24 protein-coding genes are annotated in these 23241 nt (G+C 58.2%); 18 read left to right on the forward strand and 6 right to left on the reverse strand.

Annotated elements, in window-relative coordinates:
- Positions 1–50 precede the first annotated feature (50 nt).
- Both LN244_RS02005 and LN244_RS02010 read left to right on the forward strand, forming a co-directional pair.
- Entirely contained in the window at positions 51–1742 is a 1692-nt protein-coding gene (locus LN244_RS02005) for a L,D-transpeptidase family protein (protein WP_239041195.1), read from the forward strand.
- A 79-nt stretch (positions 1743–1821) separates the two neighbouring features.
- Complete coding sequence (locus tag LN244_RS02010) at positions 1822–2412, forward strand: DUF882 domain-containing protein (RefSeq protein ID WP_239041196.1); 591 nt, start codon at positions 1822–1824, stop codon at positions 2410–2412.
- Here LN244_RS02010 and LN244_RS02015 read toward each other — a convergent pair.
- Positions 2397–3218 (reverse strand): TlpA disulfide reductase family protein, encoded by an 822-nt coding sequence (locus tag LN244_RS02015; RefSeq protein WP_239041197.1) that lies wholly within the window; start codon positions 3216–3218, stop codon positions 2397–2399. The genes LN244_RS02010 and LN244_RS02015 overlap by 16 nt on opposite strands.
- Before the next feature lie 155 nt (positions 3219–3373).
- On the opposite strand from LN244_RS02015, the gene LN244_RS02020 reads away from it, so the two are divergent.
- Positions 3374–3847 (forward strand): LEA type 2 family protein, encoded by a 474-nt coding sequence (locus LN244_RS02020; protein ID WP_239041198.1) that lies wholly within the window; start codon positions 3374–3376, stop codon positions 3845–3847.
- Here LN244_RS02020 and LN244_RS02025 read toward each other — a convergent pair.
- Both LN244_RS02025 and LN244_RS02030 read right to left on the reverse strand, forming a co-directional pair.
- Positions 3844–4704, reverse strand: coding sequence for a ChaN family lipoprotein (locus tag LN244_RS02025; RefSeq protein WP_239041199.1), 861 nt, complete (start codon positions 4702–4704; stop codon positions 3844–3846). The genes LN244_RS02020 and LN244_RS02025 overlap by 4 nt on opposite strands.
- On the reverse strand, positions 4701–5030 hold the full coding sequence (locus tag LN244_RS02030; protein ID WP_239041200.1) for a hypothetical protein: 330 nt from the start codon (positions 5028–5030) through the stop codon (positions 4701–4703). The genes LN244_RS02025 and LN244_RS02030 overlap by 4 nt, the downstream gene beginning before the upstream one ends.
- A 160-nt stretch (positions 5031–5190) precedes the next feature.
- On the opposite strand from LN244_RS02030, the gene parC reads away from it, so the two are divergent.
- Positions 5191–7440, forward strand: coding sequence for a DNA topoisomerase IV subunit A (parC, locus tag LN244_RS02035; protein ID WP_239041201.1), 2250 nt, complete (start codon positions 5191–5193; stop codon positions 7438–7440).
- Positions 7441–7461: 21 nt separating this feature from the next.
- Here parC and LN244_RS02040 read toward each other — a convergent pair whose 3' ends face one another.
- Complete coding sequence (locus LN244_RS02040; RefSeq protein ID WP_239041202.1) at positions 7462–9183, reverse strand: hypothetical protein; 1722 nt, start codon at positions 9181–9183, stop codon at positions 7462–7464.
- A gap of 163 nt (positions 9184–9346) precedes the next feature.
- Here LN244_RS02040 and LN244_RS02045 point away from each other — a divergent pair, with 163 nt between their 5' ends.
- From LN244_RS02045 to LN244_RS02110, 14 genes are all read left to right on the forward strand, one after another.
- A complete protein-coding gene (locus LN244_RS02045; protein WP_239041203.1) occupies positions 9347–10603 on the forward strand; it encodes a glutamate-5-semialdehyde dehydrogenase in 1257 nt (418 codons plus the stop codon).
- Complete coding sequence (gene nadD, locus LN244_RS02050) at positions 10603–11247, forward strand: nicotinate-nucleotide adenylyltransferase (protein WP_239041204.1); 645 nt, start codon at positions 10603–10605, stop codon at positions 11245–11247. The genes LN244_RS02045 and nadD overlap by 1 nt, the downstream gene beginning before the upstream one ends.
- Positions 11248–11265: 18 nt before the next feature.
- Positions 11266–11613, forward strand: a complete 348-nt coding sequence (rsfS, locus tag LN244_RS02055; protein ID WP_239041205.1) for a ribosome silencing factor — start codon at positions 11266–11268, stop codon at positions 11611–11613.
- A gap of 10 nt (positions 11614–11623) precedes the next feature.
- The gene (rlmH, locus tag LN244_RS02060) at positions 11624–12091 is read left to right on the forward strand and encodes a 23S rRNA (pseudouridine(1915)-N(3))-methyltransferase RlmH (RefSeq protein WP_239041206.1); all 468 of its coding nucleotides are present in this window, start codon (positions 11624–11626) and stop codon (positions 12089–12091) included.
- A gap of 9 nt (positions 12092–12100) precedes the next feature.
- The gene (gene mrdA / locus LN244_RS02065; RefSeq protein WP_239041207.1) at positions 12101–13990 is read left to right on the forward strand and encodes a penicillin-binding protein 2; all 1890 of its coding nucleotides are present in this window, start codon (positions 12101–12103) and stop codon (positions 13988–13990) included.
- A complete protein-coding gene (rodA, locus tag LN244_RS02070; RefSeq protein WP_239041208.1) occupies positions 13987–15129 on the forward strand; it encodes a rod shape-determining protein RodA in 1143 nt (380 codons plus the stop codon). The genes mrdA and rodA overlap by 4 nt, the downstream gene beginning before the upstream one ends.
- 11 nt (positions 15130–15140) lie before the next feature.
- Positions 15141–16145, forward strand: coding sequence for a lytic murein transglycosylase B (gene mltB / locus LN244_RS02075; RefSeq protein WP_239041209.1), 1005 nt, complete (start codon positions 15141–15143; stop codon positions 16143–16145).
- Between the two features lies 1 nt (position 16146).
- A complete protein-coding gene (locus tag LN244_RS02080; RefSeq protein ID WP_239041210.1) occupies positions 16147–16974 on the forward strand; it encodes a septal ring lytic transglycosylase RlpA family protein in 828 nt (275 codons plus the stop codon).
- An 86-nt stretch (positions 16975–17060) separates the two neighbouring features.
- On the forward strand, positions 17061–18233 hold the full coding sequence (locus LN244_RS02085; protein WP_239041211.1) for a D-alanyl-D-alanine carboxypeptidase family protein: 1173 nt from the start codon (positions 17061–17063) through the stop codon (positions 18231–18233).
- A 66-nt stretch (positions 18234–18299) separates the two neighbouring features.
- On the forward strand, positions 18300–19163 hold the full coding sequence (locus LN244_RS02090; protein ID WP_239041212.1) for a D-amino acid aminotransferase: 864 nt from the start codon (positions 18300–18302) through the stop codon (positions 19161–19163).
- Positions 19163–19438 (forward strand): HP0495 family protein, encoded by a 276-nt coding sequence (locus tag LN244_RS02095; protein WP_239041213.1) that lies wholly within the window; start codon positions 19163–19165, stop codon positions 19436–19438. The genes LN244_RS02090 and LN244_RS02095 overlap by 1 nt, the downstream gene beginning before the upstream one ends.
- A complete protein-coding gene (gene lipB, locus LN244_RS02100) occupies positions 19438–20094 on the forward strand; it encodes a lipoyl(octanoyl) transferase LipB (protein ID WP_239041214.1) in 657 nt (218 codons plus the stop codon). The genes LN244_RS02095 and lipB overlap by 1 nt, the downstream gene beginning before the upstream one ends.
- Before the next feature lie 5 nt (positions 20095–20099).
- Positions 20100–21077 (forward strand): lipoyl synthase, encoded by a 978-nt coding sequence (gene lipA, locus LN244_RS02105; protein ID WP_239041215.1) that lies wholly within the window; start codon positions 20100–20102, stop codon positions 21075–21077.
- A gap of 124 nt (positions 21078–21201) precedes the next feature.
- On the forward strand, positions 21202–21639 hold the full coding sequence (locus tag LN244_RS02110; RefSeq protein ID WP_239041216.1) for an OsmC family protein: 438 nt from the start codon (positions 21202–21204) through the stop codon (positions 21637–21639).
- A gap of 41 nt (positions 21640–21680) precedes the next feature.
- On the opposite strand, the gene dtd is transcribed toward LN244_RS02110, so the two are convergent.
- Together dtd and pip are read right to left on the reverse strand one after the other, a co-directional pair.
- Complete coding sequence (gene dtd, locus LN244_RS02115) at positions 21681–22130, reverse strand: D-aminoacyl-tRNA deacylase (RefSeq protein WP_239041217.1); 450 nt, start codon at positions 22128–22130, stop codon at positions 21681–21683.
- Positions 22131–22145: 15 nt separating this feature from the next.
- Entirely contained in the window at positions 22146–23096 is a 951-nt protein-coding gene (gene pip / locus LN244_RS02120) for a prolyl aminopeptidase (protein ID WP_239041218.1), read from the reverse strand.
- Positions 23097–23241 lie beyond the last annotated feature (145 nt).

Genomic DNA, 23241 nt, shown 5'->3' on the forward strand with positions numbered 1-23241 from the left:
TCAAGTCAAAACAGGCTATAGTGAAGAAAGTGTAAATCTGTGGAGGCACTATGTTTCGCGCTGCCAGATCCTGGCTCTTCGGGTGCCTGTTGCCGATATTACTGGCTTTTTCGTCCCTGGTGGCCGCAACGGCCTTGCCGGTGGGGGAGCATCTGAAGCAGTTGCTGGCCGCTGGGCGCCAGGGTGCACTCCCGGGGGTCATGATCGAACATTGGTCCGAGTTGCAGCGCTTGTATGAGCAGCGCGACTGGCAATTGGTCTGGTCAGATGTTAATGGGGCGCCGCGACATGAACGCCGGGAACAGCTGGCAGCATGGATCACCCTGTCACATGCGCATGGACTGAATCCTCGTGATTATGGCCATGAACGGCTGCAGTTATTGAACGGCATGGATGAAGCAGGCTCAGCCCCCGGGTTGAGCAGCGAGGCTTTGTTAAACGACCTGCTGATGAGTCATGCCTTCATTCGGCTGGCGCAGGACTTGTCCGGTAGCCGTCTGGACCTGCGCCAGATCGATCCTTTGTGGCGCCTGCCGGCGAAAGTGCTGGATCCTGTGGAATTGCTTCGGCAGTTGGACCATGGCCTGGGCGTCGATCAGTTGTTGAGGGGGCTTTTGCCTCGCTCAGATGAGTATAACCGGCTGGTCGACTTGCATGTCGAGCTGGCCGAGCAGACATTTCAGCCGTTCGTCCCTCCCCTGTTGCCAACAGGGCTGGTGCGTATCGGTGATCGCTCTGAGGGCGTGGTTGAGTTGCGCGGCTGGTTAAGCCACTTGGGGCTGCTTAATGCAGCGCAGAGTTCGCTTGAGGATGAACGCACCTACAGCGTTCAGGTGGCTGATGCGGTCAGGCGCTTTCAGCAACAGCAGGGGTTGAAGGTAGACGGTATTTTCGGGCCCGATACCCGTGCCGCCATGCTGTTGAGCCCGGCGCACAAGCTGCAGCAGGTGCGTGCCAACCTGGCGCGCTGGCGAGCATTGCCCGCTTCGCTGGGTGAGCGTTATCTGCTGGTGCGTACGGCGGCATTCAGTCTTGATCTGGTGGAGCAGGGGGCGGTGACGGAGCGCCACTCGATCATCAGTGGGCGTCCGGCGCGGCCCAGTCTTTCCTTTGCGGCTAACGTGGATCGACTGATCTTGCACCCGCCCTGGACGGTGCCTTTCCGACTGGCGGTGGAGGACCTCTTGCCCAAGCAGCAGCAGGACCCTGACTATTTCACGCGCCTGGGGATCGAGGTTCTCGCACAGCAGGATGGACACTGGACGCCTGTGGACAGCGCATCGATCGACTGGTCCGGGGTGTCGCGCCATAACTTTCATTATCTGCTGCGGCAGCAACCCGGCCCCCATAACAGCCTTGGGCAGATACGCTTTGGCATGGCCAATCCACACAGCATTTTTCTGCATGACACGCCTCAGCAATCCTTGTTTGATGAGCCTCTGCGGGCGTTCAGCTCCGGCTGTATTCGTGTGCAGGGAATCGGGCAACTGGCTCAAACGCTGCTGGGCGAGGAATCTCTGGAGCTGGAGTTAAGCAAGGAAGGGACAAGGCACCTGCTGTTGGATGCCCCCTTGCCGGTCTACCTTGTTTACCTGAGTGTCTGGGTTGACGAGTCGGGTCAGCCTTACTTCTATCCCGATCTCTACGGTGCAGATGCTCGCATGAACGTCGCTCTTGGCCCTCTCCCCACCCCGCTGAGCCCAGCACAACTGCAACTGGCACAAAAACTGCTCAAAAAGTAGTCAGGTTCGTGATTTATGGGTAAAATTCGCCCAGTTTTGCCTGATTTTTATACAGTAGTTGATACAGTTGAGGTTTTTCATGCTGTTAACCCCTCGCCGTCATCCCCGGACCGAAACACAAGAGCCAGAGTGCCGCCAGCGTCGTCGCCTGCTGGGAGGACTGGCCGGTTCAGCCGCACTGCTGCACCTGCCGGTCGCTCAGGCAAATATTCGTCCGCTGTTTGGTCGTGAGCTGAAGTTTGATCACCTGCATACGGGGGAGAAACTGAGCACGACCTATTGGGCCGAAGGGCAATATGTCAGTGCCAGCCTGACGGATATCAATCATCTGCTGAGGGATTTCCGTACCGGAGAAGTGCACCCGATCGATCCTAAACTGCTGGACCTGTTACACCGGCTGCAGCAGCAAACGGGTAATGATAATCCCTTCCAGATCATCTCCGGTTATCGCTCACCAAAGACCAACGCACAGTTGAGTGCTTCCAGCAGCGGCGTGGCCAAGAAGAGTCTGCATATGCAGGGGCGTGCACTGGATATCCGTTTGCCGGGTACGCCATTGAAAGAGCTGCACCGCCTGGCCTGTGAGGCCAAGGTGGGCGGTGTAGGCCTGTATACGCGCTCGAATTTCGTGCATATCGATACCGGGCGCGTGCGTTACTGGGGCAGCTGACCCGGCAGAATGCTGCCCAGTCGTCCTTTCAGGCTTGCCACGGACAGCTCTCCAAGGTGTGTGTCCTTGAGCTGTCCATCGGCATCGATGAACAGGGTTGTGGGGAGTCCTCTTGAGCCGTAATGCTGGCCCAGCTGGTTATGTTGATCCAGCAGCACGTGTTGCAGGTCGACATCCAGTTGAGACAGGAAGGCCTCCACCGTTGCGGGGTCTTCACCCAGGTTGGCAAAGAGGAATTGTACGCCGGGGTAGCGGTGCTGGGCTTCCTCCAGAACCGGCATTTCACGTACGCAGGGCGGACACCAGCTGGCCCAGACATTCAGCACTATCGGCTGTCCCGCGTAGTCTCGCAGGTTTACTGCTTCTCCCGCCGCTGTCATCAGTGTCATTTCCGGCAAGCCTCGAGTGCTGTTCTGCAACTGTGCCAGGGGCAGGGCTATGCTGCCCCAGACCAATGTGCCTGTGGCCAGAGCAATGCCAAGTGAGCGGCGGATATCGGGCTGGCGCCAGAGGTAGGTCAGAGCGACTGTCAGGCCGCAAGCCAGGCCGCTGACCCACCAGAAGCCGCCGTCACGGATGTCGATAATCTGCAGCGGATCGGCGAGATAATCTTCGTGATAACGAAGCACGAATCCCAAGCGTGCGCCCAGGATCCCGATCAATACGATGGTGATCAAAGCAGCTTCAGGGTTGCGGCCGTCTCGTCGACTGCTGATCCAGCCGGCGAATAATGCCACTGCAATGGCCAGCAGTATCAGCAGGCGGTCGATGGACAGGGCAAAGGGCCCCAGGGCCAGGGATTGCATGATAAAACTCCTTCATTAAGCTCTGTACTGGCGCAATAATCGGGCAAGTGTGCTGGCCAGAGGTCTGATAATGGACCGCTGCAGAGTGCTCGGGTTCAGCTAAGCTTCATCCGTGACCGCCTTCAATGGCAAGCGGACTCTACAGGGAGAAACCTATGCGGCTTCGATTCTATACCATCGGCCTGATGATGCTGGCTGCGCTGCTGGCAGGCTGTGCCGGTCTGCAACCGGGCTACGAGCCACCCACACTGGAAGTCACAGGTGTGCGGCTGGACCCCTCCAGCCGTGGTGCAGTGCCTCAATTCCTGATCGGTCTTCGTGTCATCAACCCGAACCGCCAATCGCTGCGACTGGACGGGATCAGCTATAACCTTTACCTGCAGGAGCAGCGTGTACTCAGTGGCGTTGCCCGAGACTTGCCGGACGTTGCCGGCTACTCCTCCCGTACCATTGAGGTCAGTGCCACTCCGGCCTTGTTTGGCAGTATCCGGTTGCTGAGTGATTTGATGAACAGCCCGCAAATCGAAGCGCTTGATTATCGTGTTGAGGCCAAGCTCGACGGCGGTGGTTTGCAGTGGCCGGTACGTGTTGAAGAGCAGGGACGGTTGCCGTTGATGCCGGCCCGTTAGTTCGGCTGTTCCTCAAAGCTTGCACAGTAGTCCTTGTCCGGCAATGCGGTGGTGAATAACAGGTAATCTGCCACCGGGTGACCGGGTAACCCCTGCGGCAGATAGTCGGTCGGGGCCTCGGAGCCATCGGCCGGAATCATCAACACGCTGATGACGGGGAGATGGAGCCAGCGAGGAATGCCCAAATCCCGTCGGGCGTGAATACCGCCGGTGAGCATCACGCCGGTGCGGCGGTCGTCGGCATACTGACGAAGTACCTCGGCCATGCGCTGATCACGCGCCAGTTGCACCTGGCGCATGCCATCGAGTGCCTGTCGTGGCATCTGGCCACAATGGCTCTCGTACAGCAGGTCACGCATGAAACTGGCATGCTCATCCTCCAGTTCACCCTGTGGAGCGCCCTCGCGATAGAACCTGCGCTGCTCATCACGGGTCAGGTCGGCGGCGGCAACGGCAGCCGCACGGTTCAACGCAGTGGAAACCACTTCTCCGTACAGGGTCCAGGGCCAGCCTTCCTGCCAGTGCAGCATTTCAGGCGTGAGTCGGTCGCCCTTGCCGCGAGCCGCATCAAGATGGGTCTGTTGGCTGTGATCAGCCATTTCCAGCGCAACACTTCCCAGTTGCTGGCGATCAGCCAATGCCGAAATCCACCGGGTTTGAATCCGGTGATGCTCCGGATGATCATGCTGTTCACCCAACAGCAGCCATCCACCCGCCGGTAAACGTTCAAAAAGCGCTTCCGTGGTGATGAACTCAGCCGATTCAATGGCCCATAGTCTGCCCTCCAGAGGGTGTGCCGGTTGCGCCCAGTTCAGGGCGCTAAAACACATCAGCGTGAAGGCCAGTAGTGCTTTCATCGGCTCTGAGATCCGCTGTCAACGTCCAGGTAGTCGCGTGAAATCACGCTTTCAAGGGCATTGACCGCCGCGACCAGCTCTTCAAAGGTTTCGCGGCTGCGCTTAAGAGTCGCAATCTGTTCCGGTGCCGGGGGTTCTCCTGAACCGCTTTCAGCCAACTCCAGCAGTTGCGACACAAAGTCGGCACGTGCATGAGCAACCATGGTCAATACCGGTTTCAGGTCTTCCATGCGCAGCTCGGGAAAACGCGGGTTGATGATGTCGCGATTGATTTCTCGGCGGTATCGGTCCAGTTCCAGCAGCAGGCGGTTGTTGTCGGTCGACATGGCAAGACCCTCCGTGTTGGCATTTATATTTATCCTATACGCAAAATCCTCAAGACGGGAGCTGTCGGGATGCGCTTTTTGCATCGAGCTGGCATACTGCCGCCATAACCGCAATTGCCTCCACGCTCGGCCGTGGGCACTTCCGTGCAAGGATCAGTTGATGAGTGTAGAAACCACTTTTGACGGCGATACCGAGCAGCTGTCACTCCGCGACTTTACCGAAAAGGCGTATCTGGACTATTCCATGTACGTGATTCTCGACCGTGCCCTGCCACATTTGGGCGACGGCATGAAGCCGGTACAGCGACGTATTGTCTATGCCATGTCCGAGCTGGGGCTCAAGGCCACAGCCAAGTACAAGAAATCGGCACGTACAGTCGGTGATGTGCTGGGTAAGTTCCACCCCCATGGGGACTCTGCCTGCTACGAAGCCATGGTGCTGATGGCACAGTCGTTCAGCTACCGTTATCCGCTGATCGACGGTCAGGGTAACTGGGGCTCACCGGACGATCCCAAATCCTTCGCCGCCATGCGTTACACCGAGTCGCGACTGGCGCCTTATGCCGAGGTGCTGCTCAAGGAGCTGGGGCAGGGCACGGTCAACTGGGTGCCCAATTTTGACGGCACCCTGGACGAGCCGGAAGTGCTGCCGGCACGGCTGCCCAACGTTCTGCTCAATGGCGGTACCGGCATCGCGGTGGGTATGGCCACCGATATTCCGTCGCACAACCTGCGTGAAGTGGCTGCGGCCTGCTGTCATCTGCTGGATCACCCTCAGGCGACGCTGGAAGACGTTTGTGCGCTGGTGCCGGGGCCGGACATGCCCACCGAGGCGGAGATCATTACTCCCGCCGAGGAGTTGAAGAAGCTCTATGCCACAGGCAAGGGCAGTTTCCGCATGCGTGCTCTGTGGAGCCGGGAAGAGGGCGAGATCGTCATCACTGCGCTGCCGGCACAGGTGTCTGGCGCCAAGGTGCTGGAGCAGATAGCGGCGCAGATGCAGCAGAAGAAGTTGCCGATGGTCAGCGACTTGCGTGACGAGTCCGACCACGAGAACCCCACGCGCCTGGTGGTGGTGCCCCGCTCCAACCGGATCGACTGCGATCAGCTCATGGCGCACCTGTTTGCGACCACCGACCTGGAACGCAGCTACCGCGTCAACCTGAACATGATCGGTATAGATGGCCGCCCTCAGGTCAAGGACCTGCGCCAGATTCTGGTTGAATGGCTGAGCTGGCGTACCAGTGTGGTGCGTCGCCGACTGGAGTACCGCCTGCAGAAGGTGCGTGATCGACTGCATATCCTCGAAGGCCTGATGGTGGCCTACCTCAACATCGATGAGGTGATCGCCATTATCCGCGAGGAGGAAAAGCCGAAAGAGGAGCTGATGCGCCGCTTCGAGCTGAGCGATGTGCAGGCTGATGCGATCCTCGATCTCAAGCTGCGTCATTTGGCGCGTCTGGAAGAGATCAAGATTCGTGGTGAACAGGATGAACTCAACGAAGAGCGTCAACGTCTGGAAGAGACACTGGATTCTGACGAGTTGATGCGCAAGCTGATTCGTGAAGAGATCGAGGCGACCGCGGAAGAGTTCGGGGACGAGCGTCGCTCACCGCTGGTGGAGCGTAAGGAAGCACAGGCATTCAGCGAGAAAGACCTGCTCAGCGCTGACCCGGTGACCGTGGTGTTGTCCAAGCAGGGTTGGATCCGTGCCGCCAAGGGACATGAGATCGATGCGGCCGGGCTTAACTACAAATCCGGTGACGGTTTCAAGCTGGCCAGTCCGGGACGCATGAACCAGCCCTGTATTCTGCTCGATTCAACGGGACGCAGCTATACGCTGGAAACCCACAAGCTGCCTTCAGCACGGGGACAAGGCGAGCCGGTGACAGGCCATGTCAGTTTGCCCAAGGGAGCCATGGTCGATGCGCTGGTCTGTGGGCGTGACAGTGATGCCGTGCTGCTGGCCTCCGATGCCGGATACGGTTTTATTACCCGCATCGACCAGCTGACCAGCAAGACCAAAAACGGCAAGGCCGCGCTGACCCTGCCCAAGGGGGCCAAGGTGTTGCAGCCGGCTCTGGTGCCCGGTGAAGATGCTCTGCTGGCTGCCGTCAGCAGTGAAGGAAGGCTGCTGGTGTTCCCGGTCACAGAGCTGCCGGAGCTGGCCCGAGGTAAGGGCAACAAGGTGATCAACATCCCGAGTGCACGCGCCGCGACCCGGGAAGAGCTGATGACCCAGGTGATCCTGCTGAACCCCGAGGATACGCTGGTCGTCAATGCCGGTCGTCAGCACCTGAAGCTTAAGGGTGCCGAGCTGGATCATTACCGGGGCGAACGAGGTCGTCGCGGTAACAAGCTGCCGCGCGGTTATCAGAAGGTGGATAGTCTGGAAGTGATCAGCGACTGATCAGAACGGCAATACCGGTTATCAGGCACCGGTATTGCCGCGTTCCCGCTCGCTGAGTTTGCTCAGCAGGTGGCGTGCCTGTTTCTCCAGCAGGGTCTGGTAGGCATCGCTGATGCTCAGGATCAGGACCTTGTCCTCATCTTCCCGACGGATATCGGCTTTCTGCAGCAGCATTTCCTTCAGCAAGGGTGCTTCGGTCAATGCTGTATGGCTGATCAGTTCGTTGCTCTGCGTTGTGCGGGTCAGGAAGTGGGCTTCCTCCTGCATGCGGTCGACCCGCTCACTGGCGCCTCGTACCAGTGCCATGTGCAGATTCATTACCGGTTGGAAGGCGCGGATCTGACGCTGGTTGTACTGCTTGTACAGGTAGGTGAACAGCATGGCGCAGCACAGCGCGTTGATGCCGTGGCTATCCTTGTCGTCACCCTCGGTAAACAGGATGCGCAGATTGCCGTCCTTGAGCGCGCTGATCTCACCGCTGTAAATGCGGGCGGCCGAGTTGGCCAGCGTACGGTAATTGCGCAGCAATTGGTTGCGCTCTTCATCCTCGACATTGTCGCTGTGTGCGCTGCGGGTATCGATCAGTAACAGATAGCCGGCTTCTTCCGGAGTCAGCAGCAACTCCAGCTCCTGTTCAAAGGTATACAGGCCAAGCTGTTCTTCATCGCTGAGCTGGAGCGGGTTGAGGCGCGTGTTGGCAGGCTCTGCGGGACCCAGCTCATCAACGGTAAAGTCGTCGTCGGTGGCGCTGCCCAGGCTCGGCACCATCGCTTCATCCACATCATCCTCCGGCAGGTCGGCTCCGGGGGCACGTGGAGTGAAGCGAGGAATACTGTCGTCGGAGCGTTCCGGCTTGAGCAACGAAACCAGTTCACCGGTATCGAGCTGATCCTGTTTGTTGCCGTTAGCTGCGCTATCCTCGGCGGCAGATTTCTCGAGGGACTCGAGCTCAGACTGAAGGTCCGGCGGGGCGTCCGAATCGGCTGGCATCGGCTCAGCGCCCTGTTCCACGTCAGGAGCAGGTCCGATAGCCGGGATACTGGAGGATTCACCGGTGGTTTGGGAGGGGCGTGCGGGCGCAGAGCGGCCTGGTTGCGGTGTCGACGTTTCGGTGAGCGGCTCGGGATCACTGTCCAGATCAAACGTGAAGTCGGGAATGCGGTCGCTGTCACGCGGTTGTTCGAAAGCCGCCTTGACCTCGGCAAAGCTGGGCTCAGTGGCGCGTTCGGAGCTTGTGTTGCGTCTCAGGCTGAGTGCGATCAGGGTAGCGGCACCAGTGAGACATAAAAACAGCAATAAGGCTGTTTCCAGCAACTGATCACGCAATGGCGTGCTGAAAGCAGCGGCATTGCTCCACAGGGTTAATTGTCCCAGGGGGACATCGCCCTGGAGCAGCTCCAGGGTGTGCATGCGTCCCTGAGCGTCACCAGCCAGTGCAATCAATGTCTGGTCGGGGGCTGTCAGGCGCATGCCGTTGATCAACGGCTGTCGGGTCAGTTCGTTCAGCAGGTAATTCAGGCTGATGCGGTCATCCGACAGCACCAGAGGCTGAATCAGGACGGCACTGCTGCGGCCGAAGGCACGGCTGATTTCGTTGGCCTGCTCAGCGGCTCTGTCCTGCAGGCGAAGATACTCAAAAGTGCCGCCCAGCAGCAGGCTTAGCATCAGGACCAGTGAGACTGACAGCAGGGTGCGCAAAGGCAGGCTGGAGGTGCGGTTGGCGGTTTCGGCTGTCGGCTTCATTGAGGCTCCACATCTGAAGCAGGCAGATGTTCAGGTTGATGTCTGATCATAGCAACATCCTTGTGAAGAGCACAGCGTTGCCGATTATGCATGGATCTCAAAGACCTTTGATCCAGGTTAAGGTTATACTGTACCGCTAAAATCATCGAGCCGGATAGATGAGATGAATGTAGAAGCCTATATGACTGAATTGGGGGAGCGCGCACGTGCTGCTTCCCGTGTGATGGCGCGTGCCGATACCGCCAGCAAGAACAGGGCTCTGGCCGCCATGGCCGATGCCATTGATGCCAATCGCGCAGTATTGGCCGAAGCCAATGCACAGGATATGCAGAACGGTCGCGAAAAGGGACTGGATGCAGCCATGCTTGATCGTCTGGAACTGACCCCGGCGCGTATCGACGGCATGATCGAGGGCTTGCGTCAGGTAGCGGCACTGCCGGACCCGATCGGTGGTATCCGTGACATGAACTACCGCCCATCAGGTATTCAGGTTGGCAAGATGCGCGTCCCGCTGGGCGTGATCGGCATCATCTATGAGTCGCGTCCCAACGTGACCTGTGAAGCGGCGAGCCTGTGCCTGAAGTCTGGCAATGCGACTATTCTGCGTGGCGGCTCCGAAGCGATCCATTCCAACCAGGCGATCGCGGTTTGCATTCGCCAGGGGCTTGAAGCAGCAGGGCTGCCGCAGGAAGCGGTACAGGTAGTCGAAACGACCGACCGTGAGGCCGTAGGTCGCCTGATCGCGATGCCTGAATATGTAGATGTCATCGTGCCGCGTGGCGGCAAGGGGCTGATCGAGCGAATCTCCACAGATGCCCGCGTCCCCGTGATCAAACATCTGGACGGTATCTGTCACGTGTTTATCGATGCCGAAGCCGACCGCAGCAAGGCGCTGAACATCGCCATTAATGCCAAGACGCACCGTTATGGTACCTGCAACACTATGGAAACCCTGCTGGTGGATACCGCAGTGGCGGCGGAGCTGTTGCCGGAACTGGCGGAGCACTACGGCCAGTTGGGCGTAGAGCTGCGTGGCTGCGACCAGACGCGTGCCTTGCTGCCGGGCATCAAGGCCGCGACTGCCGAAGACTGGGATACCGAGTATCTGGCGCCGATCCTGGCGGTCAAAGTGGTCGCTGGAATGGCCGAGGCGATCGAGCATATTAATCGTCACGGTTCACACCACACCGACGCGATCATCACGGAAAACTACACCAAGGCGCGGGCATTCCTGCGTGAGGTGGACTCGAGCTCGGTCATGGTCAACGCCTCTACCCGCTTTGCCGATGGCTTCGAGTATGGATTGGGTGCCGAAATCGGCATTTCAACCGACAAGATCCATGCCCGCGGGCCTGTGGGTCTGGAAGGCCTTACCTCCGAAAAGTACGTGGTACTAGGCGACGGTCAGGTTCGTGTTTGATGCAACCGCTGGTGTTCATGGGCGGGACTTTTGACCCCGTTCACAACGGTCATCTGCGCACGGCGCTGGAACTCAAGCAGTGGCTGGGCGTCGATCAGGTATGCCTGATCCCGTCAGGGGCTCCGGTCCATCGGGACGAGCCCGGCTGTACACCGCTGCAGCGACTGGAGATGGTACAACTTGCCGTGCAGGATGAGCCGGCGCTTTGTGCCGATCCGCGGGAGATCGAGTCGGATGCGCCCTCCTATTCGTTGTTGACGCTGCAGGCGTTGAGAAGCGAGCGGGGGAGCGATTGTCCGATTATCATGACGATGGGGATGGATGCCTATCAGACGCTGCCCAGCTGGCATCAGTGGGAGTCCTTTCTGGACTATGCCCACATTCTGGTGCTGGCACGGCCCGGTTACGAGAAGACGGGCGCTGACGAACAGCTGCTGCGCTTTACAGAAGCGCATCAGGCGAGCGCCGTCAGCGAGTTGCTGACCCGTCCGTCGGGCAGGGTGCATATTCAGGAGTTGACCCCACTGGGCATCTCGGCGACACAGATTCGCCGGCTGATTGCCCAGGGGCATTCGCCACGCTATCTGCTTCCAGAACCGGTGTGGCACTATATCCAGCAACATAAACTCTATGGTTATTTTTAAGAAAGGTACAAGGCTCTGATGGAGATCGATCAACTGCGTGAGCTGGTGCATACCGCACTGGACGACATGAAAGCACGTGATATCACCGAACTGGATGTGCGCGGCAAATCCAGCGTCACCGATTACATGGTGATCGCCAGCGGCACGTCCAAACGTCATGTGATGTCGGTGGCGCAGGAAGTGCTGGACAAGGTGAAGGAAGCCGGCCTTCAACCGCTGGGCACCGAAGGGCAAAGCGCGGGCGACTGGATCCTGGTGGATCTGGGTGACATGGTTGTGCACGTAATGATGCCGGATGCGCGCAGCTTCTATGATCTGGAACGGTTGTGGCAGTTTGACGCTGATGAAGAAGCAGCTGCGGAGTAACCACTGAACCATGCGTATCCGTTTGCTGGCGGTGGGTAACCGCATGCCGGATTGGGTGGAAGCGGGCTACAACGAGTATGCCCGCCGTCTGCCGTCCGACTTTCAGCTGGAGCTGGTTGAGCTGGCGCCAGGGCATCGGGGCAAAAATGCGGACCTGGCTCGCGCCATCCGCAGCGAAGGCGATGCCATGCTGGCGGCAATCGGCAAGGGTGATCGGGTCGTCGCACTGGACGTGAAAGGGCGGCCCTGGTCAACAGAACAGCTGGCCGAACAGGCCGAAGGCTGGCGTATGGACGGCCGCAACATCAGTCTGCTGGTGGGTGGTCCCGATGGGCTGGACCCTCGCTGTCTGGCGCAGGCGGATCAGAAGTGGTCCCTGTCCGCGCTGACACTGCCGCACCCGCTGGTGCGGGTGGTGTTGGCAGAACAGCTTTACCGTGCCTGGAGTATTCTCCAGGGCCATCCCTATCACAAGTAACTCTGCCACATGGAATCCTTCGAACGCCTAAAGGACTATTCCCGGGAGAGCATTACCTTTACCAGCCGGTCAGTGATCGCGTTTGTGTTCGTGGTACTGCTGATGCTGGTGTTGATCGCGCGCATCTATTACCTGCAGGTGATCGAACACGACCGCTATGCGGCCATTTCAGAGAATAATCGCGTTCAGTTACAGCCGGTGGCGCCGCGCCGTGGTCTGATTTTCGACCGCAACGGTGAGTTGCTGGCTGATAATCGTCCCAACTTCAGCGTTACGCTGCTGAAAGAGGAAATCAGAGACCTGGATGCCACTCTGGTGGAGCTGGGGCAGCTGATCGAACTGAATGATCGCGATGTGGAACGTTTTCGCAAACGACTGGACCAGCGTCGTCGTCCCTTTGAATCGGTGCCCTTGCGTTTTGGTCTCACCGAGGAGGAAATTGCCCGAATATCACTGAATTACCATCGCCTGCCGGGTGTGCAGGTAGAAGCGGATCTCATCCGTTACTACCCTCATGGCGCCTCTCTGGTACATGCGTTGGGATATGTCGGACGTATCAACGAACGCGAGCTGAGCAAGGTCGACGAGCAGAACTACGCGGCTACCCACTATATCGGCAAGCTTGGTATCGAAAAATTTTACGAGGATATACTGCACGGGCAGGTGGGCTTCCAGAAGGTGGAAACCAATGCCCGCGGGCGTGTGCTGCGGGTGCTTGAGCGCCAGGACCCGGTGCCTGGCCGCGATCTGCAGTTGAGCCTTGATTTGCGCCTGCAGCAGTTTACCGAAAGCCTGCTGGAAGGCCGACGTGCCTCAGTGGTGGCAATTGATCCTTCCAGCGGTGAGATCCTGGCCATGGTCAGCACACCGACCTATGATCCCAACCTGTTCGTCACCGGTATCTCCAGCAAGGACTATAACGCCCTGCGAAATTCCCGCGACCTGCCGCTTTTCAATCGTTCCCTGCGCGGCAGCTATCCACCGGCATCGACGGTCAAACCGATCATTGCGTTGGCGGCGCTGGAAACCAATACCTTCACCGCCGAGGACAGGGTCTGGGACCCCGGTTTCTACCAGATTACCAAGAACGGTCGTCGCTATCGTGACTGGAAGCGCTGGGGACATGGCTGGGTGGACCTCAATCATGCGCTGGCACAGTCCTGTGACGTCTGGTTCTATGAAGCCGGCCACAAGATGGGCGTAGATCCCATGTCGGATATGCTGGGGCGTTTCGGTGTCGGTCAGGATGCCAGTCTTGATCAGCCGGAAGCACTGACCAATTTCCTGCCGTCACGTGAATGGAAAGAGGGGCGGCGGCGTCTGCCCTGGTATCCCGGTGACTCGATCAACATGAGTATCGGACAGGGATTCCTGGTGATGACTCCCTTGCAGATGGCGACGGCCACGGCCGTGATGGCCAACCGTGGTCGCTGGGTGCAGCCGCGCATGTTGCAGGGCGTGCTGGACGAAACGGGTGGTGAGCCTCAACCCTATGCGCCCATGCTCACTCGAAAGGAAAAACCGGATGATGTGGTACTCAAGGATCCAAAACACTGGGATCAGGTGATTGAGGGCATGATATCGGTCATGCACGGCAGCGAAGGGACCGCAAGACGCTCTGCGGAAGGGGCTCAATACCGTATCGCCGGCAAGACCGGCACCGCTCAGGTGGTGGGTATTGCCCAGGACGAAGAATACGATGCCGAAGCGCTGGAGGAGCGTCATCGTGACCACGCGCTCTTTGTTGCTTTCGCGCCGGTGGATAACCCGAAAATTGCGCTGGCGGTTGTGGTCGAAAATGGCGGTGGTGGCTCGTCGACCGCCGCACCGGTTGCCCGTGAAGTGATGGATGCCTGGCTGCTGGGCGACTATCGCAACGACCTGAAGGAGGACGGATGAGTCATCGGGACTTCCAACGCACCATGCCGGGCAGCAGCGTACACCTGCAGCGCCCCACTGGACTCTGGCACTACACTCATCTGGATGCCTGGTTGCTGTCGCTGTTGCTGATACTTTGTGGCTTTGGTCTGTTCGTACTCTACAGCGCCTCAGGTCAGGACATGGACTACGTGCTGCGTCAGGGCATACGAATGGGTGCTGGCTTTTTTGGCTTGATCGTATTGGCCCAGTTCCAGCCGCGAACGTTTCGTCGGCTGGCCCCCTGGGGCTATCTGGCAGGTGTTGGTCTGCTGGTTGGTGTTTTGCTGTTCGGGGTCGGGGCCAAGGGAGCCCAGCGCTGGCTGGAGTTGCCCGGGTTTCGTTTCCAGCCCTCTGAGATCATGAAATTGGTGCTGCCGATGATGGTAGCGGCCTGGCTGACCCGTGAGCAGCTGCCGCCTACGTTCAAGCACTTGCTCAGCACGCTGGTGCTGCTGGCAATTCCGACGGTGCTGATCATGAAGCAGCCGGACCTTGGCACTTCGTTGTTAATCGCCGCGTCAGGTGTATTTGTTATTCTGTTGTCCGGGGTGTACTGGCGCTGGATTTTCATCGCCATGGGCTTGCTCGGAGCCGCATTGCCAGCGCTCTGGGCGGTGATGAAGGACTACCAGCGCCAGCGAGTGCTGACGTTCCTCGATCCGGAGAGCGATCCGTTGGGTTCTGGCTGGAACATTATTCAGTCGAAGACCGCGATCGGTTCCGGTGGCCTGTCCGGCAAGGGGTGGTTGCAAGGAACACAATCGCAGCTCGATTTTCTGCCCGAATCTCACACCGACTTCATCATTGCGGTGATTGGTGAAGAGCTTGGTATGACGGGGGTTCTGGTGCTGCTGGGAATCTATCTGATGATCATTGCGCGAGGGCTGATTATTGCGGCTCGAGCACAGGACAGCTTTTCCCGGCTGTTGGCGGGGAGTATTACACTGACATTTTTTGTCTATGTGTTCGTGAATATCGGTATGGTCACCGGTTTGCTGCCGGTAGTCGGTGTGCCGCTGCCGATGGTCAGCTATGGCGGCACCTCGATCGTAACTCTTATGGCCGGTTTCGGCGTGCTGATGTCGATCAGTACCCACCGGCAGATGCTGACTCGATGATGGAGATAGGAATGCGCAAGACACTGGGACGTTTACTGCTGGCCAGCACCCTGCTGACGACAGGTTCAGTATGGGCCAGTAGCGGTTATGAGAACCACCCGTTGGCGGGTGAGGTCGTGGAACAATTGGCTGCAGAAGGGTTTGACGCTGAGGAGGTTCGCTCAGTTCTGGCCAAGGCCAAGCGGCAGGAATCAATTCTTGAGGCGATCTCACGTCCGGCCGAGCGCCGTTTGACCTGGGGCGAATATCGCAAGATTTTTGTTGAGCCACGTCGGATCAAGCAGGGTGTTGCCTTCTGGAATGAGCATGAAGCCACGCTGAAGCGTGCCGAGGAAACCTACGGAGTTCCAGCCGAAATCATCGTCTCCATCATTGGAGTGGAAACCCGTTACGGTCGAATCATGGGGCGTTACCGCGTGCTGGATGCACTGGCAACGCTGGGCTTTGACTATCCCAAACGGGCTGACTTCTTCCGCGGACAGTTGGTGGACTTCATGCGCATGGCTCGGGAAGAACAGCTGGATCCGACCCAACCGCTGGGGTCCTACGCCGGGGCCATGGGATATGGCCAGTTCATTCCCTCCAGTTTCCGCAATTATGCGGTCGACTTCGATGGTGACGGTAAGCGTGATATCTGGAGCAATGAGGTCGACGCCATCGGCAGTGTGGCGAACTACTTCCGTGAACATGGCTGGAAGGCCGGTGAACCGGTGCGCTCCAACGTGGTCATCAACGGCAGTGCCGATCCAAGCTGGTTCAATGCCGGTCTCAAGCCTGAGCTGACATTGGCGCAATGGCATGAGCGTGGCATCGCGACGCGCAGGGATCTGGATCCGCAACAGCCGGCTACCCTGATGGAACTGACCATGGAAGATGGCGAGCATTACTGGTTCGGGTTGCATAACTTCTACGTGATTACTCGTTACAACCACAGCCGCCTGTACGCCATGGCCGTGTATGAACTGAGTCAGGCGATCAAGGACGCGCGCCAGCCGGAAACCGCTCAGGAGTCCTGATATGAAGCCCTGGCTGATTGCAACTTTCAGTGCCGGTGTGTTGTTGCTGGGAGGCTGTGCCTCCAACGACAATGCCGGGCGTTACAGCATCAAGCAGGACCGGGGGCCGGACGGCGCTGTAGACCTGTCACGTGTGCCGGATGCAGTGCCCCGGTCAGAGCCGCCCAGCCGCTGGGGTAACAAGAGCCCCTATACCGTTCTGGGCAAGCGATACCAGGTGCTGCCCAGTGCCGAAGGCTATCGTCAGCGCGGCGTCGCTTCCTGGTACGGCAAAAAGTTTCATGGTCACACCACTTCCAACGGTGAGATCTATGACATGTACCAGATGAGCGCTGCGCACAAGTCACTGCCGTTGCCCAGCTATGTTCGTGTCACCAATCTGGATAACGGGCGCCAGGTCGTTGTGCGGGTGAACGACCGTGGGCCTTTCCATGAGGGACGGATTATCGACCTGTCCTATGCCGCCGCCTATCGTCTGGATATGCTGGGCAAGGGCACGGCGCGCGTTGAGGTTGAAGCGATCACGCCAGGGGCCAAACTGATGACGGCCGCGTACGGACGCAGTGGAGTACCGGCTGAGCAGGCCGCCATCACCGGACGCACTTTGCAGGTTGCGGCCCTGAGCAGTGTTCAGGGGGCCGAAACACTGGCAAGCGAATTGCGGACGCTGCTCAACGAGCCGGTTCAGGTGGTGCATGCCGAACGTGACGGACGTACGCTGTACCGGGTTCGCCTTGGACCGCTCACAGGTACACATACATTGAACTGGCTGCTGCAGCAGCTGTCTCAGGCAGGGTACTCCGGGGCGCATCTGGTGGACTTGCCATGATGCCGCGGGTAGAGTGGAAACCTTATGTGTGGGGTCGCACAGGCGGCTGCACCTTCACCCATTGATAATGATGTAACTGACTGATTATGGCGCAACGAATCTCCTTCTCGACCGCATTCCTCTATCTCACCCTGATGCTGGCCCTGCTAATGGCCAGTACCGTACAGGCTGCTTCGGCGCTGATTCCGGCTCCGCCCCAGGTTTCGGCTCGTGCCTATCTGGTGATGGATGCCGATACCGGTCATATCATTGCAGCGGATCGTGAGAACGAGCGCTTTGCACCGGCCAGCCTGACCAAAATGATGACCAGTTACATCGTTGAATACGAAATCAGCAAGGGCAACATCAGCGAAGAAGACCTGGTGCTGGTCAGTGAAAAGGCCTGGCGCACCGGCGGTTCCCGCATGTTCATTCAGGAAGGTACCCAGGTGAAGGTGGGGGACCTGCTGCGCGGCGTGATCATTCAGTCCGGTAACGATGCCTCCGTCGCTCTGGCCGAGCATATTGCCGGCAGCGAACGTGCATTCGCAGACCTGATGAACCAGCATGCGCGCCTGTTGGGTATGAACGATACCCACTTCGTCAACGCCACCGGCCTGCCGGCCGAGGATCATTATTCCTCAGCCATCGACCTGGCAATACTGGCCAAGGCACTGATCACCAAGTTCCCTGATCAGTATGCTATCTATGCGCAGAAGTACTTCACCTACAACAACATCCGCCAGCCCAACCGCAACAAGCTGTTGTGGCGGGATAACAGTGTCGATGGCATCAAAACCGGCCATACCGACGAAGCGGGCTACTGCCTGGTTGCATCAGCCAAACGTGATGACATGCGCCTGATTTCGGTGGTCATGGGCACTGACAGTGAGGAAGCGCGCGCCCGCGAAAGCCAGAAACTATTGTCCTACGGCTTCCGTTACTACCGCACCCATCAGCTGTATACGGCCGGTCAGGTGCTCAAGGACAGCAAGATCTGGGCCGGCCAGCGTGATCAGGTCCGCATGGGACTGACCGAGAATCTGGCGGTGACCGTGCCACGTGGCAAGATCGACCAGCTCGAAGCCAACATCGAGCTGGACAAGGTGATCAAGGCACCGGTTGTTCAGGGGCAGGAACTGGGCAAGGTGCGTGTCAGTATTGATGGCGAAACCGTAACAACTGTTCCGTTGGTGGCGCTGGAAAGCGTTGAAGAAGGTGGTTTGTTCAAGCGAATCTGGCATGCGATCCTGCTGTTCTTCCTTGGCCTGATTGGCTGAAAAACAGACAAAACCTTGAAACCGGTTTATGCTGCCCACATCTAGGGATGTGGGCAGTTGCATTTTATGAAAAGCGAAGTCGTATACCTTAACGGTCGTTTTGTGGCGCCTGATCAGGCGCAGGTCTCCGTATTCGATCGGGGATTTCTGTTCGCCGATAGCGTCTATGAAGTCATCCCCTACTACCGGGGCGTCGGCTTTCGTTTGCAACAACATCTGGATCGGTTGGCCTACAGCCTCAGAGCGGTTCGTATCCAGGCGGATGAAGACTGGGCTGCCATTCTGGATGAACTGGTACGTCGTAATGGCGGCGGCAACCTGTCGGTCTATCTGCAGGTGAGCCGTGGCAGCGCCGGCTATCGTACGCATACCTACGACGACAGCATGCGCCCGACAGTGTTTGCCTGTACCTCGCCGATTCGTGATATCTACAGTGATGGCGCCGAACAGATTCAGGGCTATAACGTGATCGTCACGGCCGATCTGCGCTGGCGTCGCTGCGATATCAAGTCCACCGGGTTATTGCCCAATATCCTGGTGTTGCAGCAGGCCCGTGAAGCCGGTGCCGATGAGGCGCTGCTGGTCCGGGACGGACTGCTGAGTGAGGGGACCTCAAGCAATCTCTTCGTAGTAAAGCAGGGAGTCATCTATACCCCCAAGCGCAGCTCGGAGATTCTGGGGGGAACGACCCGTGAACTGATTCTGGAACTGGCGTCAGAAGCCGGTATTCCCTATCAGGAAGTGGACATCAGGCCTGAAGAGCTTGCCACCGCTGATGAAGTCTGGATATCCAGCTCGACCCGTGGCGTGATGCCCGTTTTGACCATTGATGGTGAACCCGTTGCCGACGGCCAAAAAGGCCCGTTGTGGCACCGGATGTTCGACCTGTTTACCCGTTTTCAACACCGGCTAATGACCGGAGAGGCGTAATGAGTACCGAAACCGAAGCACCGAAAATCGAATTTCCGCATCCCGACTACCCGATCAAGGTGATCGGCGACAACCAGGCTGACTTCAAGGGAATGGTCATCGAAATCGTGCAGGTCCATGCGCCTGATCTGGATATCGAGCAGGTCGTCGTGCAGGAGAGCGGTAAGGGCAATTACAGCTCCGTACGTTTGAAAATCACCGCGACCAGCGAGCAGCAGCTGGTCAATCTGCATGAAGACCTCAAGGCGACCGGCCGAGTGAAGATGGTGCTTTGATGGCCGTAGCCGATGAGCTGATTATTCGTCAGCTGCCGGGACTGCAGCCTTACGAACCAACCTGGCAGTCGATGCAGGCTTTGACCTCGAACCGTGATGAAAATACGGTGGACGAGATCTGGCTGCTTCAGCATGAGCGGGTCTTCACTCAGGGGCAGGCGGGCAAGGCCGAGCACTTGCTGCAACCGGGTGACATTCCGGTTGTACAGGTGGATCGTGGAGGTCAGGTGACCTATCACGGTCCCGGACAGCTGATCGCTTACCTGATGCTTGATTTGCGTCGTCGCAAGCTCGGTGTGCGTGAACTGGTCGACATCATCGAGCAGTCGATCGTTGAACTGCTGGCGGATTACGGCATCGAAGCCTATCCCAAGCCGGATGCCCCCGGCGTTTACGTCAATGAACAGAAAATCTGCTCATTGGGTCTCAGGATCCGTCGTGGCTGCTCCTTTCATGGCCTTGCCCTGAACCTGGACATGGATCTTGAACCTTTCCTGCGGATCAATCCCTGCGGCTATGCCGGTTTGCAGATGACCCAGCTACGTACACTGGCCCCAAGGGCCGATCTGGACGCTGTTCCCAATAACCTAGTAAATTACTTGGTTAAGAAGTTGGGGTATACTGTCCTCACCCGCACACACACATTGGAAGACTGATTAGTATGGCTGAATCCTCCGAAAACAAAACCGGTCGGGTCGAGCAGGGCGTCAAATTGCGTGGCGCTGAAAAGGTGGCTCGTATTCCGGTCAAGGTCATTCCGACGGAAAAGGAAGAGATGCTGCGCAAGCCGGACTGGCTGCGAGTTCGCATGGGCTCCAATGCGGAAGTAAAGCGGATCAAGGATAAGCTGCGCAAACACAAGCTGGCGTCCGTCTGTGAAGAAGCCAGCTGCCCCAATCTGGGTGAATGCTTCAGTCACGGCACTGCCACTTTCATGATCATGGGCGATATCTGTACCCGTCGCTGTCCCTTCTGCGATGTGGCTCACGGTCGTCCCAATGCACTGTCACCGGACGAGCCGAGAGAGCTGGCTGAAGCGATTGCGGACATGGGGTTGAAGTATGTGGTGATCACTTCGGTGGATCGTGACGATCTGCGTGATGGTGGTGCCCAGCACTTTGCAGACTGTATTCGGGAAACCCGCGAGCGTCTGCCGGGAATTCAGATTGAGACGCTGGTGCCCGACTTCCGTGGTCGCATGGATGTGGCGCTTGAAATTCTGGAACAGACTCCGCCGGACGTGTTCAACCACAATCTGGAAACTGTTCCGCGTCTGTACCGCAAGGTAAGACCGGGTGCTGATTACCAGTGGTCGCTGGAGCTGCTCAAGCGCTACAAGGCGTTGCGCCCGGAAGTGCGTACCAAGTCCGGTCTGATGGTGGGCTGCGGCGAGACCAATGAGGAAATCATTGAGGTGATGCATGATCTGCGTGCTCACGATGTCGATATGATCACCATCGGTCAGTATCTGCAGCCAAGCCGCAACCACCTGGCGCTGGATCGTTATGTAACGCCAGATGAGTTTGCTGAGTTCGAGCGCATTGCCAAGGAGATTGGGTTTACCCACGTAGCCAGTGGTCCGCTGGTACGCTCCTCCTACCATGCCGACCTTCAGGCGAAGGGCGAGAAAGTCGGCTGAAGGCATGCTTGGATGGCATCGCAAAAAGCGCCTTCGGGCGCTTTTTTGTATCTGAAGCATTGCCTCGCTAAGGGGTTCTCCTTAATATTAGTTATCTCTTATTTATCGATTCAGGGGAAGCCTAGTGAGTAGCAACAAGCGTGTTTCAGTCAATGCCGAGATGGCCGAAGGGTTTCTGGTCAGCGCGGATATCCGTGGTCACCAGGTCAGCATCGATCAGCCGGAAGCCGCACGTGGTACGGATAAAGGGCCGACTCCGCTGGAGTACTTCCTGTTTTCTCTGGGCGGTTGTATCTGCACTATTGGTCGTATCGCGGCCATGCAGCAGAAGATCAACCTGCGTGGCATGAAGGTCAGTGTTGCGGGGGACTACAACCCTGCCGGCCTGCTGGGCAAGCCGAGTGATGACCGCGTTGGCTTTCAGCAGATTCAGGTATCAGCAGAGATTGACGCGGACATGAGTGAGGAGGAGAAGCAGGCGTTTCTCGATGCTGTCTGCGAGCGCTGCCCTCTGCATGACAACATCAAGCTGGACACTCGCGTTACTCATCAGCTCGGCTGATGAATAGAGCTTATCAACAGCCTGGCTGAAGTGAGGCACGCTTAATCCGTCGGTGGAACTTCCAGCAGGAAAGTGACGGGGCCGTCATTGAGCAGTTCCACCTTCATATCGGCACCGAAACGCCCTGTTGCGACAGGGCTGTGGATAATTTCGGCCTGCTTGACGAAATGGTTGTACAGGCGCTCGCCTTCGGCGGGCGTGGCGCCTGATGAGAAACTGGGCCTGAGTCCCTTGCGGGTGTCTGCTACCAGAGTGAACTGGGATACGACCAGCAGGCCTCCGCCGATATCGGCCAGGCTCAGGTTCATCTTGTCGTCGGCATCCGCGAAGATGCGATACTTCAGTACTTTCTGCAGCAGCTTGTTCGCGCTGGTTTCGTTGTCACCTTTTTCAACGCCCAGTAACAGCAGGATGCCCTGGTCGATCTGTCCGGTGATTTCTCCATCCACGGTGACACTGGCGTGGCGCACACGCTGAATCAGTCCTTTCACGACTACTCCTCAGGATCAGGCTCTGCACGAGGCAAAATCGTCGGTTGCCTGAATCAGGTTATCAATGATGCCGGGTTCGAAAGCGGAGTGGCCTGCGTCACGAACGATATGCAGGCGAGCCTGTGGCAGTGCCTGATGGAGAGCGTAAGCCTGTTCCAGCGGGCAGACCACATCATAGCGGCCATGGACGATGGTCAGCGGGATATCAAGCAGTTTTGTGGCATCACGCAAAATCTGGTCCGGCTCCAGAAACGCCTTGTTGATAAAATAATGGGCTTCGATCCGCGCCATGGCCAGGGCAAAATGTGGGTCCCCGAAGTGTTCGACGACGCCGGGATTCGGATCAAGAGTAGAACAGCGCCCTTCCCAAACAGACCAGGCTTTGGCTGCTTGCATCTGAGCCAGCTCGTTGGGGGACGTCAGTCGCGTATAGTAGGCTGTGAGCATATCCTGCTGTTCTGTTGCGGGGATCGGCTCCAGATAGTCCTGCCAGTAATCAGGGAAGAGGGCGCTGGCGCCCTGCTGATAGAACCAGTGAATATCCCGGTCCCGACACAGGAAAATGCCGCGCAGAATCATGCCTGACACACGAGACGGATGGGTCTGGGCATAGACCAGGCTCAGCGTAGAGCCCCAGCTGCCGCCGAACAGCAGCCACTGATCGATACTGAAGAACTCCCGAATCCGCTCCATGTCGCTGACCAGCGCCTGGGTGGTGTTGCCCTCCAGCTCTGCATGGGGAGTGGAGCGGCCACAACCGCGTTGGTCGAACAGGATGATGCGGTAGCGTTCCGGGTTGAAAAAGCGCCGATGGGACGGGCTGCAGCCGCCACCGGGACCGCCATGTACGAACAATACCGGAATGCCGTTAGGGTTACCGCACTCCTCCACATAGAGCGTGTGTTGCTCGTCTACCTCGAGGTAGTACTCGTGATTGATCCCGATTTCCGGGTAGAGGGTGCGCATGGGGAGTCTCCTTTTCCGACTGAAGACCCAGTATAGCCAGCCGTCTGCTGGACTTGAACCTGGAATGTCCGATTCCGTCAGTCATGATGTGGCGGGCTCGGGCTGCAATTGGGCCTGGCGTGCCGGGAGCATAAAAAAAGGCCGG

This window comes from Marinobacterium sediminicola, assembly GCF_022343685.1.
GTDB lineage: Bacteria > Pseudomonadota > Gammaproteobacteria > Pseudomonadales > Balneatricaceae > Marinobacterium > Marinobacterium sediminicola.